The organism is Paraburkholderia sp. BL6665CI2N2, assembly GCF_004366535.1.
GTDB lineage: Bacteria > Pseudomonadota > Gammaproteobacteria > Burkholderiales > Burkholderiaceae > Paraburkholderia.
Map to the genome: position 1 here is coordinate 8265542 of NZ_SORC01000001.1, position 15102 is coordinate 8280643.

Sequence of the window (15102 nt, forward strand, 5' to 3'; positions counted from 1 at the left end):
CACCTCGCGCCACGCATCGGGCAAGTTGGCAGGAGTCGACTCGTTAACCGCCTCCGAAATGCATACCCGCGCTGCGATTGCCCACTTTCCGTCCCTCTTCTCAAAGCGGTCGATATAGCGACCAACCGCCAACGTGTCAGGCTTGGACCGATTCTCGCCGAAAAAAAAGCCAATACGTTTCAGTGTGCGCGACATCACCCTGCAAATCGACGCTATGGTTGAACACCATGTGATGATGCGATAGTTGGTGCTCGCTATGGTAGTCGAATGCCCAGCTCACGAATTCTTCTGGATTGCCAACGAAAGTACCATGGTCGTCAATTGCGTCGGGATGATAGGCCGATAGGGTCAACTCACGATCCATCCGGTCGACGCCCCGGCAATAGCGATGTATGCAGTCAAGAATCGCCTGTCTATCGAGCAATTCCTCAAGACGTTGTTCGAGTTCTGGTCTCATTTTCCCCGCTCAATTGAGAATGGCCACAAAAAACACGATCGCGCCGACCAGTGCACCGAGGAAACAATACCCCTCGCTCTGCCCATCCTCGCCTGCCCCACCGCGTCGAGCAATGCAACTTACGACGCCGAAGAACGCGGCAGCACCGAGCACGACGAAAATCATCACAATGTCGAAAATCGCCGAGAGGCCGAGTTCCTCCATCCGCCAATCCCGTACCAGAAAATACGCCGCTACCGCAATGATCGACAGCAGCAGGATCGGGAGCATGATCCGGCGTTCGTCGCCGGAAAGTTTGCGCGTGCTTCGACTCATGAACGCTCTCCCTCGGATATGTCGACCGGACGTAGTGCGGCGCGATTCAGCAGACCGTGTGCGGGCCACAACGAACCGATCCTGCGAAGCCGCGTGGTCCATTGCGAAGGCGCTGCGGTAGCTTTGACAGAAGCCGACTCGCTCGCTTTCTCACGCGGAGGAGGTACGTCCGCGCACGGAACTCCGGAACGAAGTGAATAGTCCGCGAGATCACCGTTCAAATCGCTGTAGATGAGGTACATAGCTTGTCTCCGATCGGCCGAGGCCTGGTGGGTGCTCGTGCACACCTCTTGATAAACATCGTAGGCGAGGACGTTCGGTTATGCAACTGTCCGTTCAATTATTCGGATCGGTGTTTTCACTACCAGCGATTTTTTCTGCCGCTGCAACATAGCCTGAAAATTCTGGTAAGTGCAGCCCGCAAATGCACGACGCAGGCGGACTCGGGGTCGCGGCCGCTCGAGAAGCGCGCTGTCAACGCGGCGCTCCCGCATAAAAAATCCCCGGCACCAAGTTATCGGCACCGGGGACAAAAGGACACCATGCATAGGCTTCGCATGCTGCTTACAACACGGGTAAGCACCGCCGGGCCTACGGCGGTGTTCATGATCGGTAATTTATGTACTCTTCAGGAAACCTGAAATCCTCCATCGACAGCGAGCAATTGGCCCGTCACATAGTCGGCGGCCGGAGAGGCAAAGAACAAGACCGCGCTCGCGATGTCCGCAGCGCTCCCGATCCGACCCAAAGGCATACGTCCCGGCTGGGTGATCGGTCCGTGTGCTTGATGGACTTTCGTCGATGCCGCTGCGCCCTCGGTCGCAACGCCGCCGGGGAGCACTGCATTGACCCGGATCCGGTCCGCAGCGAATTCGAGCGCGGCAACTTTTGTCAGATTGTTCACGCCGGCTTTTGACGCGCCATAGTCACCGTTATCAAAGATCACGGGCTGTAGCGACGCTACTGAAGAAATATTAATGATCGATCCGCCCGCGTTGCCGGCTTGCATCCGTTTGATGGCTTCGCGCATGCATAGGAAGGTTCCGCGCAGATTGACTCGCAGCACGCGGTCCCACTTCTCCGCCGACGTATCGACGAAGCTCGTTTTCGGATAGATCCCGGCATTGTTCACGAGGATGTCGAGCCGGCCGAACTTGGCATGCGTCGTATCGAACATCCCCGTGATCGAAGCTTCGTCGCCAATATCGACTTTGACCGCGATTGCCTTGCCCGACGCATCGTCAATCTGCGCGACTGTTTGCAGAGCGCCCTCCTCGTTAAGATCGGCTGCGACGACTACCGCGCCCGCTGACGCCAGCAGCAGTGCTGTCTCGCGTCCGATGCCCGACCCTGCGCCGGTAACGACTGCGACCCGCCCATCGAGATCGAACAGGCTCGCTAACTTCGATGTACTCATTGCTCCTCCAGTTGCTCGCGATACGAACAGTTATTTTGTGAACGTCATTCGGAAACATAAACTCTTGGGCAAGTAGTGTCAAGGCGGTGATGAGTGGCAGGAAGCCAGATGGAGGGAAAAATGACAGGAGAGCACGCTGCGTAGCGCAGCGTGACAAAAGACGAGTAAAACAGTCCGCGCGATGACTCAACAGCGTTCGCCAGCCTTCTCCGACTTGCGAGCGACAGTTGCAAGTGGACTGTCGTTGGAGCGACTCAGTCGGGCGTGGGGGCCGCGAGTTCGCGAATGATATCGAGCATGGCCCGGTGGTAGGCCTTATGGGGCCGATCGGTCCAGATGAGGGAAACTTCAGTATCGAACGATGTCGGAATATCGTCTATGTCGACGAACACAACACCTTCCACCGGAAGGTGCCGCGCGGAGTCCAGCATTAATCCAATGCCAAGCTCATTTGCTACGAGATTGAGCATCGTGTAAGGATGCCGTGCCTGCTGAGTGACTTTGGGAGACAAACCTGCTTCCCGCCGAGCGGCTTCAAACGCCGCGAACACCGGCTGGGACATTTGTTGCGGAAACATGATCAGCGGATACGCCGCGAGGTCGGCGACCCGGATGCTGGCTTGCTGCGCCAATGGCCAACTTGCTGGAACGGCAGCAACCAACCTCATGCGTTCGATTGTGGAGCTTTCCAGACCTGACACGTCAGCCGCACTGTTGACGACCACGCCAAGATCGATGCTGCCATTCTTCACGCTGGCCGCCGTGAGCGCGCTGCCGCGCTCGATCAAACGGACATCGACGCCGGGCCACTGCCGGCGCAGCGTCTGTATGGCGAGCGGCATGATGCGCATCGCGCACATCGGCACAAATGCAATGCTAAGGCTGGCTAACTCATCCGCAGCCTGGCGCACGCGGCGCTCCGCCATTTCCGCTTGTGCGATCAAAGGTTTCGCTTCCGCGAGTAGCGCCGCGCCCGCAGTCGTCAACGAGACGCCACGCGGAGTACGTTCCAATAGCCTGGTTCCGAGCGACTCTTCGAGGCGCATGATGGATTGACTCAGTGGCGGTTGCGCCATGCCGAGTCGCGCTGCGGCACGGCCGAAATGTTGAGTTTCGGCGACCGCGATAAAGTGCCTGAGGTGACGCAATTCCATGACGTGATATCGCTTTGATATGACTCGATCTCGACAGAATATCCTTTTTGAAAGATCACAGCTAACCCTCCGTATTCCGCTCGCTGAGACGCTTGATCGGAATGACATGTCGTCATATCCACACAGATGACCGGCCCCCTCGCGTGCAGTGAACCTTGAACACCGACTCACTCAGCGAGATCGATAAGCCGCCGACCCGTGTAGATGACGCATCGTCAACCATCAGAGCTGCGGCATTCTGGATCGTGCCCCTGTCTTGACTGTCTGAACATAAAGCAATACATTTCAGAACAACGTTCATTTTTCAGAACGACACAACACAAGATCGGAGAATGGGATGTCGGACTTTGCATCGAGAAGCACGGCTTCGTGGCAGAGAATTCACGCATGGACCACGCTCGGGGGGCTATTTCTTTGCGCCCAGCTTTATGCATTCGTCAGTTGGATCACATCTGGAGATTTCAGGCCAGTTCCGATCGGGCTCGATCCGATTCCAGAATCCGTCAAGAAGATAACCATCGCGTACCAGGTAGTCAGCGTCGCGATGCTCGTACCCGTTCTGATCTGGTTTGCAGGCGGTGTTTACAAAAACAGGAAAATTGATGCCGTACGTTTAATGATGATTGGCTGGCTCTCGGCCTACTGGCTCGACCCATGGCTCGATTTCCTGCGACCGATGTTCACGTATAACGCCTATGCATTCAACTACGGATGCTGGTGCAGGTTTATCCCCTTCTGGCAATCTCCGCACGCTCGAATTGCCGAGCCTTTATTGATTGATGCGCCGAGCTACTTTTACACATTTACAGGCACCGCCGTCGTTGCACTGTCGGTCATGCACGCGGTTCGAAAACGCTGGCCCAACGCAGGCTTCGCAGGCCTCACCATAGCGGGATTTATTCCCATCTGGCTCACTATGGGGCTGCTCGACATCGCGGCCAGTCGCTTCATGGGGTTCGACGCGTGGCCGGGAGCTTTTCAACGGCTCTCTTTTTGGGGCGGACACTACTATCAGTTTCCCGTCTATGAATTTCTACTGTTTCCGTCGGCTTTCGTGGCTTCGGCTTTTCTCTTGCTGCACGTGGACGCCGATGGCTTCACGCCAATTGAGCGCGGCGCTCAGAATCTCGCTCTCTCGCCTTGGCGCCGCACTGCTATGCGCATCCTGGCTTTTATTGCGTTCTGCAACGTCTTGAACCTGACATACACGACAGCAATGGGTGTACACGCGCTGTACGCGGACTCATGGCCGACCGACATGCCTAGTTGGCTTGCAAACGGACGCTGACGCGGGTCTTCATGGAGGACATCGAGTTCCTTTCAGGCAAGTGCGATTGCGAGGCTCGCTTCCAGCACGTACTGGACAATCTCGCGCCGTGAAAGATCGGCCGGTTTCCTCCGCGCTCTACACCTCGTCTCTCTCAAATTCGTTGGGATGAGCGCCTGAGCTTCGCCGTAACCGGAGCAAACTCGTCGCAGCGTACAAACGACTGGACGATATGCTCTCCGACGGCCGCACGTACCTCATGGGGAGCGATTTTTCGGTGATTGACGCTTACGTGTGGGGCTCGATGTGGCACGAACGCTCCGGCGCGCCAATTCAGCATCTGTCCAACCTCTTTGCGTGGAAGGGGCGGGTCGAAGATCGGCCCTCGGTTCAGAAAGCGCTGCGTGATGAAGCGGAACTCGTTGCCAAGCACAAAGGTCAGATCGCGTGTCCGTAGGACGAATATCGTTAGGTTTTCAAATGCTTGAATTGCTCAACTCCAGCAGGGCCTTCGGCGGTGTGCAGCGGACTTACTCGCACCTTTCCGAGACGACCGGGCTAACGATGCGTTTTCGATATTCATGCCCGAAAGGATGACTAATCAAGCCGTCCCGGCCCTCTTCTTCCTTGCTGGACTTACTTGCACAGAAGAAACCATTCCCATCAAGGCGGGCGCACAACGTTACGCCGCATTAGATGGCATTGCCCTCATCACTCCCGATACGAGCCCTCGCGGTGCCGGGTGCCCGGGTGAGACAGACAACTGGGACTCCGGGGTCGGCGCCGGCTTCTACGTCGACGCAACGCAAACACCTTGGTCGACGCACTACCGGATGTATTCCCACATCCACTACGAGCTGCGAGAGACAATTCTGCGCTACTTCCCCATCGATGATTCACGGATCGGAATCTTCGGTCACTCAATGGGAGGGCACGGAGCACTCGTGTTTGCACTTCGGAATCCAGAGATCTATCGTTCGGTCTCGGCGTTCGCCCCGATTACGGCTCCGACGCGTTGTCCATGGGGCCGAAAAGCATTCGAAGGGTATCTAGGCGACAGTCCCGAACTCTGGAAGGCCAATGACGCAACGGAGCTCGTTCTCGGCGCGGCCCAGCGCTATCCAGGGACTATCCTGATCGATCAAGGCTTGGACGACCAGTTTCTGGGTGCACAGTTGAACATCGATCTTTTTGAGCAAGCCTGCACCGCACGCGGTCAGCCATTAGCCTTGCGCCGACATGCAGGCTACGATCATGGCTACTACTTCGTCTCGACGTTCATGGGCGACCATCTCGCTCACCGTGCCCATCTCCTCAAAGGCTAACGGCAATCTCGGTGGATTTCCCCTCCGGTGGCCTTGCCGGCCCATGGATGGTTCGATGCTTGACTTTGCCATTCGGCCTTCCTTCAATTGACGTCAGTGAACGAGGCATCGCGAGATGACGGACGCCGCATTCCCATCGTTCTCTCAGTCGGCCCCCCCGTCGCCGAATTCAGCGCAGCTTAAGGCTGCGCTTTTTTTGGCGCGAGCAGTACTGGAGCACTCCACTCCGCAGGTTGCAACATGCCCAAAGCGAAGTCGATCGAGAGGAGTTTATGGCGCGACGATAAGTGATGCAGACTTAAATTTCGCGTAGTAGGCAGAAGCGCTGATTCGCCTCTATCATGACTAACAACCTGTGGCACATTACTCCCGATTTCGAGCGAAATGGACTCGTCGCTGGAGCAAAGCTTGACCAGAAAACTATCTAGTCACTGAAAAACAGCGCGATTGCCGTTAGTATGTTGGCACAATCCTGTCTCGAAGAAATATCAACCGACGATACGGTAAAGGGGATTTCTAATATATTCCCACGACGTCCTATTGAAGCATGTCCTCTTGCTTGATTGTACGTCTGCGAAGTTGCCGGCCGCTCCCGCAGTGACCGAAACTCACGTTCATCGCGTGCTTAGCCGATCCCGGTCGATAAGATTGCCCAGCCACATCGGCGGATGCCTCACTTTGACCTGCTCGTGCAGCCGTTGACGACCCCGTCCGACATCGACATCTTTGCGCCCATCGTCGCCTCGCGAGGATTAAGATCCGGCGTCAATATACCCGCACCTTGCAAATCCCACAGCACCGAGCCGGCCTTGCAGGCCTTCTGCACGAGCCGTCCACGCTTGTTCAGAACCCGACAACTGAGCTTCTGCTATGAGTGGGTAGTGTCGTTCCCGTTCAATAGACGCATCGTCTGCTGCGGCCAATGACTGAGCATTCATTGTCGACACTCGGATGACTGATTGCGAGGCGAAGCCGACGCCCGAACGTCCGACCGTCGACGCGTGTGAACGGCGGGTTGTGGCCGATCACGGTCCGATGCCGATTGCATAGGGTGATCGCCAGAGATCGACACGTGTGGGACCGTCATCGACCCAAATTTGCCGTTCGGACCGTCGCGGAACAGACGACCTCTTTCAACCAGCACTGCAACGACTGTCGCCAACAACCGGGAAATGAGCACCTCCGGAAACACCCGCGACTCAATGCGAGCGGGATTGACCTCGTGTACCTGGTCACCTGAACCCACAGTGCGACAGCGCATCGTCTATTGCGGGAAGAGAGTGCAGCGCTCCAAGCCTTCGCGCTTCTTTTTTCAGGCGCAGAAGTTCGTCGAGCAATGCCGCGACCTGGTTTCCCTGCCCGCAGGCGAGTAGCGCGCGCGCCCGTGCGACGACGAATGCGGAAAACGGCGACGGCTCGCGACGGGCGTACGCCTCAAGGGCCGCAGCATGTGCTGCAGCCGCGTCCCACCATCCGCGCTCGAGACAGGCTTCGATCGCGTCACGTCGAAACAGATAGTGATTGTGGCTCACCGCCCCGGCTGCAAGCAGAGCCTCGCCCTCCTCGATAGCCTGCTTGACGATGGCGACATCGTCGGTCGCGCGCGCGAGCGTGCCCAGATACGACGCGCCGAGGTAGGCCATGCCCGTCTCGCGGCTGATCGCCAGCGCCTGTGCGATATCGTCGAGCGCCTCCCGCCGGCGCCCGGCGACCCGATGCAGTTCCGCGCGAAACGCAAGCGCCTCGCCTTCAAAGCGCCTCGATTTCAGTTCGCGCGCACAGTTCAGCGCCGAACCGGCATGCTCCCACGCGCGGTCCCACTGCGCGAGATCGTGCAGGCAATGCCACGCGGCGTGATGAGAGACGGCCAGCGCCCGCAGATGCCCGACCTTTTCCGCCGCCGCCACGCTTGCCAGGGCCGCGTCGAGCCCGGTGCTCGCCTTGCCGGCAAACCACGTGGTAATCGCGCGCATCGGCAGATTGGCGACCTCTATTCGTCCGAAGCCGTGGCGCTGACACAGCTCGATGCAAAGGCTAAATGCGTCATGCGCACTGATCATCCGTCCACGCATGTATTCACCGTCGCCAAGCCCGCCGAGCGCGGCCGCCTCCTGTTCGTAGTCGCACGCCTCGCGCGCGAGCGCAAGGCTGCGTTCATGCTCTCGCACGCAGCTGTCGCTGTCGCCGCGCGGAAAACAGAGATTGCCGCGCAGAAAGTGAATGCGTGCCTGTTCGCGCGAGAGCCGCTCGGCTGCGGCCACTGCGGCCGCGCAGTCGAGATCGGTCCAAGCGCCGTCGAGATCGTCGATGACCCGCTTCACCGTAGCGCGTCCAATCCATGCGTGACAACGTTCAGCATCGGTCGTCGCCGCCGCGAGCGCTGTTTCGAACGCACCGAGTGCCGACGTCATGGCGCCGATGTCATGCAGGATGTTGCCGCGGAGCAATTCGAGTGCGACGCGGTCGGCACAGGTATCCGCTAATGCCAGCCCGCGTTCGACAAGCTGAAGCGCAAATTCATGGCGATAGCTGGCCGCCTGCGAGCGCGCCGCGTCGCAATAAGCACGAGCCGCGTCACGGTCGCCTGCCCGATCGAGATGTTCAGCGCGCAGTACGGTATCGCGCTGCGCAAACCACTGCGCGGCGCGTCGATGTAACTCGCGGCGTTGGCTCTTCAGCAGCCCATCATAGATGGCGTCGCGAATGAGCGCGTGATGGAAGACGAGTCCGCTGCCCTGCCGACGCAGCAGGCGCGCCGTCACCATCGGCTCAAACGTCACATCAGTGCGTTCGAGAATGTGGCTGATGGCCTGCGGCTCGAAGAATTGGCCAAACACCGACGCCGCACGCAAGACGGTCTTGTCGACGGGATCGAGTCCGTCCAGCCGCGCTTGCACCAAACTTTGCACCGAACCTGGCACGCCCGTTTCTGCCGTTTTATCTGTGCTGCTGAGCAGTTGTTCGAGAAAGAGCGGATTACCCGCGGCCCGCTTGATGCAGCGCGCCACCACCTCGGTTGCACAGGAAAACGACTCGGCCATCAGGCGGGAGTCGCCGTCGTTCAAAGGGCCCAGATCGAATAGCGAGCACGGCGCGTTTGCCGCTGCGCCCGATGACGAGTCGAGCGGATCGCCCTGCGGTCGCGTTGTCAGGATCAGCACGGCCGCGCAATCCGCCGCTGCCAAGCTGAGTTCGACGAGGTCCTGCAGCGTCGATGGGTCCGCCCAATGAATGTCTTCAACGACGAGCAATCGAGGCTGCACGCGGCTCGCGCGTTGCACGAGCCTCGCCATCACGTCCTGCCGGCCTCGAACGCGCATCGCGTTATTCATGGCTTCGTAGACCGCCCGGTGTTCGGGCGGCTGCGGCACCTCGATCAGATCGTTGAGGAAAAGCGCATCGCCGGCGTCCGCCAAACCGTCGGCGATGGCTCGCGTCATGGCGGACTTGGCGGCTTCCTCATGGCTCGCGTCGTCGAACGCCAGGAGCCCACGCATAAGTGATCGGATCGCGTCGCGACCGGCTCTAGAACCGAAGTCGAGCACGAACGCCGTGTGACACACGAAGCCTAGCCCGTTTGCCTCGCGCTGAAATTCCTCGACCAGACGCGTCTTTCCGATACCAGGCTCACCCCGCAGACGAACGACGCGGCCGCGTCTCGTCTCCCGGCATGATTCGAGGATCGCCCGAAAATGGCGCAGTTCGTCGCGACGGCCAAAGAGTGGTCGACTGGCAGACGGACGTCGAAGGCCGGTGAGACGCCACACGGGAACGGGCTCGGCGAAGCCTTTCACGGCAAGTGCGCCACGGGCTTCGCACGCGATGCGGTCTGCCAGCGGGCGCCACAAAGTTTCCGAGACCAGGATTTCGCCCGGTCCGGCCGCGTCGGTCAGACGCGACGCGAGGTTGACTGTTTCGCCCGTCACGGTGTACTCGCGATGCGCCGCGCTGCCCGTGTCGCTTGCGACGACCTGGCCGACCGCAATACCGATGTGACTGGAGAGCGGGCGCACCAGCGTTCGAGACAGATTCGGCATCGCGTCGATGATCGCGAGTGCGGCCCGCGCTGCGCGCTCCCGATCGTTTCCGTACGAACGCGGCGCGCCGAACACCGCCATGACGCAATCGCCGACATGCTTGTCGATGTGCCCGCCATGTCGAACGACGATGTCATCCACCTGCTCGAAGTAGCCGCCGAGCACAACGAGCAATTCTTCCGGATCGAGTGCCCGGCTGAGATCCGTATAGCCGCAGATGTCGGCGAAGAGCACTGCGACTTGCCTGCGCTCGTCCGCTCGCGCGACAGGCTGGTCGACAGCAGCCTGTACCGTGGACGACGGTTTCTCCGCTATCGCCGTCAGCAGCCGCTTGCGATGCCCTAGCGAACGCACGCCGAGTTCCTTCAGGTCCGCATCGCTGAGCTCGCGCAGCATCGCCCCATCGATGTCGTTGTCGGCAAATACCTGCATGTACTGCTCGAGCCCAAGTTCGCGCAGCCACAGTTCGATGTCCATCGCGTCACCGCCGGAACCTGTTTCCCGTTGAGCGCTTAAGAAATACAACGGCGCTCGCCTGTTTCAGTGTAGGCGTTGCACGCACCGCCGGGTGTATGACGGCCGTTTGACACGCGCAAGGACGACGGCGGATACTGGGTCGCGCGGCGCGCTGGCATGTCTCGGCGCCGCGCGTTGCGGGAGAGCGCCGTGAAGGAAGGTGCCACAGGTTCTGCGTCCGGGTCTGCGTCCGGGTCTGCGTCCGGGTCTGCGTCCGGGTCTGCGTCGGAATTCGCGTCGAACGTCGCCGGCCTGCTCGGCGACCTGGCGGCGGGCGCCGTCTCGACGCTCGTCATGCTCTGCTACGCAATGAGCCTGGGCACGCTGGTCTTCAGCGCGGACCTCGCGCGCTATGCCCAACTCGGCGTGCCTACAGCGCTCGTCAGTTGTATCGTCACGGCGCTCGTGATCGCGCTGACCAGTTCGATGCGTCTGAATATTGCCGGGCCGGACAGCAACGCGACGGCGTTTCTCGCGGGTGTAGCGGCGGGCGTCGCCAGCAGCGCACGCGCCGACGGCGGCTCGTCACCAACCATTCTGCTGACCGTACTGATATCGATCGCGCTGTGTTCGGTGCTGACGGGCATTGTGCTGCTCTCAATCGGTTCGTCGAAGCGCAGCCGTTCATTGCAGTTCCTGCCGTATCCCGTGGTCGGAGGATTTCTCGCTGGCACGGGTTATCTGCTGCTCGCGGGCGCGTTTCGCGTGCTGACGGGCGCGTCGCCTCAATGGCATAGCCTCGGGCTGCTAGCGCATCTGCACTGGCTCGCATGGACACCCGCGCTCTTCATCGGCGTGCTCACAACCGCGCTTACGCGCGGCTGGCAGCACATTGCCGCACTGCCGATCGTACTCCTGTGCGGAATCGCGCTGTTCTATCTGCTGCTGCATCTCGCCGGACTGTCGATCGACGATGCGCGCAATATGGGCCTGCTACTGCCGCATGTGAAACTGCAATTATTCCCCGATCTCCATATCCCTGCGCCGCTCGCGCGCGGCGTGATCGACTGGGCCGCGATCGGCGCACATCTGCCTGAGACGCTCGTCGTGACATCTGCATCGGCCATCACGATCCTGATGAACTCGACGGCCATCGGCGCGGTAACGGGCGAAGACATCGACCTGAACCGCGAAATGCGCGCGGCGGGACTCGCAAACATCGCGAGCGGATTGCTGGGCGGCATGGTCGGCTACCAGTCGTACAACCGCTCGATGCTCAACGCGCGCGCCGGCGCGACGAGCCGGATGGCGGGCGTGTTCGCAGCGATCGCATGCCTCGTTGCGCTCGCTGCGTCACCGGATCTGGTCGCGCTGTTTCCCGTGCCCGTGCTGGTCGGGCTGCAACTCTTCATGGGATTGCGCCTGATGCTGCAATGGCTGGTTGGCGCGTATGCGCGGCTGAACTGGTATGAGTACGCGCTCGTGCCGGGCATACTCGCCGTAGTCGCGTTTTATGGCGTCGTCGCGGGTGTGATTGCGGGCGTGATCGCCGCGTGCGTGATGTTCGCGCTGCTGTATGGGCGCGTCAGTTGCGTGCGAATGGAATTCGATGCTACTACGCGTACCTCGACAGTCGAGCGGAGTATCGAAAACGCCGCGCGTCTGCGCGAAGTCGGCGCGCAGCTATTCGGCGTGTGCCTGCAGGGCTTCCTGTTCTTCGGCACCGCCAACTCGATCCTGCAACGCGTGCGCGAACGCCTCGAAGTACTCGACGCATTGCCCGTGCGCTATGTCGTACTCGATTTCGCGTCGACCAATGGCATGGACGCATCGGTATCGATTGCATTCGTGAAGCTGCGGCAACTCTGCGCAACGTCGGGTGCGGATCTCGTGCTGACCGCGTTGCCCGTACGCTCGCGCAATCTGCTCGTGAAGACAGGCACGCTGCACTTACGGATACGCGAGTTCCCAACGCTCGATGCCGGTCTCGAATGGATCGAAGATCAACTGCTCGCATCCGACGCAGACACGGATCGCTCCGGCGAGCACGATTTTTATGCGACGCTCGCGCCGCACTTCACGCCGTGCGCGCTGGAGAAGTTGTGTGCATGTCTCGAAGCATGCGATCTCGATGCCGGGCAGCCGCTGTTCTCGTGCGGCGAGCCGGGCGATGCGATTTATATCGTCGAGCGCGGACGCGTCGCCGTTTCGTTGCCGCTGCTCGATGGCCGGCCGGTGCGGCTGCGCTCGTTCGGTCCGGGCACGATCGTCGGCGAAATGGCCGTGTACACCCAGACGGCGCGAAGCGCCGACGTGATCGCCGAAGCGCCGACACGCGTTCACCGTCTGTCGGTGCCCGCGCTTCTCACGCTCGAACGCGATGACCCGGTCACCGCGCAGCAGTTTCACCGCTTTCTGATCAAGACGATCGCGTCGCGACTCGCAGTCGCCGATGAAGCACTGCGCGCTGCCTGGTGATCGACGCATGAAACGAGGCCTGCCGCCGCGTGCGCGGCCTCGCCACCCACGCCCGCATACTGCGACATCGCCCGATGCGGGATGATCGATGCCCATCGGATCGTGCTTTTTCATCTTGCTGCCGTAAGGCATGCACCGGCTCGAAAGGTGATGGTCGGCGGGTTTTTTCAGTCCTCGCGCAAAATCCACCCCGCGATACTCCACCGAGTCTGCTCCGTAATTTCGAACTGCACCCGCCGTTGAGTTTTCTGCTGCATGGACGTCGCACGCGAGACCACGTGGCCCCCTATGCAGATGTCCTGCACTTGCAGCCGCGTCAGGTCGCACGTGCGAAGCTAGCTATCAACCGCCAGGCTGAACAGTGCCAACTCACGAACATTGGACGACATCTGAAGTCCCGTCCGAATCGCCCAGATTTCGCGGAGCTCCAATGGCGGCTTCTGGCCGGTCAACCTGCCCTTGTTCTATGGCCCAACTGCACCCGCCGGCCGCTGGAAGAAATAAGCGTTTCCATATCGAAGGGGAGATCGTTGTGCGCTTTGAAGCCGCCCCTCTTCGGCCCACTGCCGCCGCCTGAATCAGTTCCACCTCGGCGAAGCCTTCACATTACAGCAGCCCATCCGCGCGGCCACACGGCCGATGGCTATGCGCCAAGCCGGCAGATTGTGCTCTACACGTATTCAATCCCTTGGGACCATTTCGCGACTTCACGCACAGTTGCTCGACTCAATGACGTTCTTCCCGTCTTCCAACTCAGTGGCGAGACCAATGCGGTGATTGTCATCACCCGGACGCGATGCGATATGCGCTTGCCCTGCCTTGGACGCCGCGAAGTGGAGTTTCGAATTCGACGACAGTGCGGCCAGCAAGGAGGTCACGGACGCCAGGTGAGCTATAGAGCGCTTCCGAGATGCAAATCTCTCCGGCCTCAGCGAGAGACTGCACGCGCGCGGCGACGTTGACGGTCTGGCCGAAATAATCGAGATTGTCGTTCAGCGTCACTGCTAACGATGGCCCGCAATGCGCCCCGATCTTCAGAATGATCGCCGGTTCTCCACGCTCGCGATTGAAGCGTCCGATTTCATCGACAATCCTTAACGACGCGGAAACAGCGTCCGTTGGTCGACAGAAGACGACCATCACAGCATCCCCAATCGTCTTTACGATCGCGCCGGAATACCGTTGTGCGACCATCTCGAGCAATGCGAAATGCTGTCTGACTAGCCCGTACGCATTCAGATCGCCGAGGCGTTCGTACATGGCTGTCGAACCCTTGAGATCGGTGAAAACAAATGTCACTTGCCGAATCCCGAGCCCCTCCTTCTCGTCGACGCGTTCCGAGCGGAACAGGCGCCGGAAGGTTTGTCGCGCCACTAGCGTCCCCCCGGAGAGATACGGTTCGAACTCGAGCGGCGGCTTGATGACTTGGGCGACGACCTCAGGAGGCCAATTGATCAGGAGCAGGGACCCGCGCTTGCTTCCCGTATTCCTCACCTCAACGACTACAGGGCCGGGCGGCACAACGGAGAGCGCCGGGGCAAACCGTTGCCCGTCATATCCCACCTGCAACAACGTCGGCGACGTGACCGGTTCGCCGGCAATCGTAACCACGAAAGCGGCCTGTGTTTCGACATTCACGCCCGACAAGGCACCGGGGCCAAGGTCCGCCTGCAGAGTCGTCGTCGAGCCTGGCGGCAGAAACGTCAGGCCGCGCACCAGACCCCGTAAAAAGTCGAGAAACCGAACTTGTTGGCCGGCGAAACGACCGTCACCGTTAAATCGTAGCTTCCAATGGAAATCATCCACGGAAAGCGACTCGGGATCGTGGAAGGTCAGCCTCCGGAGTTCGGGAGATATAGAAAATGTGACTTCGATGAAATCGTCCAGGTCGGTTTCGCCCGTAACGTCGCATAGTCCACAGACATAGTGGGTCTTGAGCGTGCGCAACGATCCGAAGCTATTGAGGACCATTCCTGACTGCGGACAAAGAACGTTCCAGTTCATTCCGAACAGTCCGTATCGCGCCGCATGAAGAAAGAGGTCGATGCATTCAGCCTCGCCTATGCCGCGATCACGCGCAAACGCCAGCGGGTTGACCCGGTAAACGGACAGATCGTCGCCGCTCCTGATCAGAGTCTCGAGCTTGGAAATGACACGCGGACTCCATGACCTCGCCTGCTCGATCTCGATCATTTT

Annotated in this window: 8 protein-coding genes and 3 pseudogenes; 4 read left to right on the forward strand and 7 right to left on the reverse strand. The window is 60.0% G+C overall.

What is annotated here, in order from left to right:
* Window positions 1–136 precede the first annotated feature (136 nt).
* From B0G81_RS44910 to B0G81_RS37135, 4 genes are all read right to left on the reverse strand, one after another.
* Complete coding sequence (locus tag B0G81_RS44910) at window positions 137–457, reverse strand: nuclear transport factor 2 family protein (RefSeq protein WP_243856728.1); 321 nt, start codon at window positions 455–457, stop codon at window positions 137–139.
* A 9-nt stretch (window positions 458–466) separates the two neighbouring features.
* Window positions 467–727: a hypothetical protein gene (locus tag B0G81_RS37125; protein ID WP_243856729.1), complete on the reverse strand. Its 261-nt coding sequence runs from the start codon at window positions 725–727 to the stop codon at window positions 467–469.
* A 673-nt stretch (window positions 728–1400) separates the two neighbouring features.
* On the reverse strand, window positions 1401–2189 hold the full coding sequence (locus B0G81_RS37130; RefSeq protein WP_134142759.1) for an SDR family oxidoreductase: 789 nt from the start codon (window positions 2187–2189) through the stop codon (window positions 1401–1403).
* 254 nt (window positions 2190–2443) lie between these two features.
* Window positions 2444–3343 carry a LysR substrate-binding domain-containing protein gene (locus B0G81_RS37135; protein ID WP_106285333.1) on the reverse strand — a complete coding sequence of 300 codons (900 nt, stop codon included), beginning with the start codon at window positions 3341–3343 and terminating at the stop codon, window positions 2444–2446.
* Window positions 3344–3680: 337 nt separating this feature from the next.
* Here B0G81_RS37135 and B0G81_RS37140 point away from each other — a divergent pair, with 337 nt between their 5' ends.
* The 3 genes and pseudogenes from B0G81_RS37140 (at window position 3681) to fghA (ending at window position 5935) form a co-directional block, all read left to right on the forward strand.
* Entirely contained in the window at window positions 3681–4631 is a 951-nt protein-coding gene (locus B0G81_RS37140; RefSeq protein ID WP_134142763.1) for a spirocyclase AveC family protein, read from the forward strand.
* A 193-nt stretch (window positions 4632–4824) separates the two neighbouring features.
* Window positions 4825–5067: pseudogene (locus B0G81_RS37145) on the forward strand (glutathione S-transferase); the annotation flags it as partial.
* 23 nt (window positions 5068–5090) lie between these two features.
* Window positions 5091–5935, forward strand: a pseudogene (gene fghA / locus B0G81_RS37150) (S-formylglutathione hydrolase).
* A 1232-nt stretch (window positions 5936–7167) separates the two neighbouring features.
* On the opposite strand, the gene B0G81_RS37155 reads toward fghA, so the two are convergent.
* Window positions 7168–10449 carry an adenylate/guanylate cyclase domain-containing protein gene (locus B0G81_RS37155; RefSeq protein ID WP_134142773.1) on the reverse strand — a complete coding sequence of 1094 codons (3282 nt, stop codon included), beginning with the start codon at window positions 10447–10449 and terminating at the stop codon, window positions 7168–7170.
* Window positions 10450–10638: 189 nt separating this feature from the next.
* On the opposite strand from B0G81_RS37155, the gene B0G81_RS37160 reads away from it, so the two are divergent.
* Window positions 10639–12906 (forward strand): SulP family inorganic anion transporter, encoded by a 2268-nt coding sequence (locus B0G81_RS37160; RefSeq protein ID WP_279590526.1) that lies wholly within the window; start codon window positions 10639–10641, stop codon window positions 12904–12906.
* 182 nt (window positions 12907–13088) lie between these two features.
* On the opposite strand, the pseudogene B0G81_RS44915 reads toward B0G81_RS37160, so the two are convergent.
* Together B0G81_RS44915 and B0G81_RS37165 are read right to left on the reverse strand one after the other, a co-directional pair.
* Window positions 13089–13420, reverse strand: a pseudogene (locus tag B0G81_RS44915) (integrase); the annotation flags it as partial.
* 269 nt (window positions 13421–13689) lie between these two features.
* Window positions 13690–15099 carry an adenylate/guanylate cyclase domain-containing protein gene (locus tag B0G81_RS37165; RefSeq protein ID WP_243856730.1) on the reverse strand — a complete coding sequence of 470 codons (1410 nt, stop codon included), beginning with the start codon at window positions 15097–15099 and terminating at the stop codon, window positions 13690–13692.
* Window positions 15100–15102 lie beyond the last annotated feature (3 nt).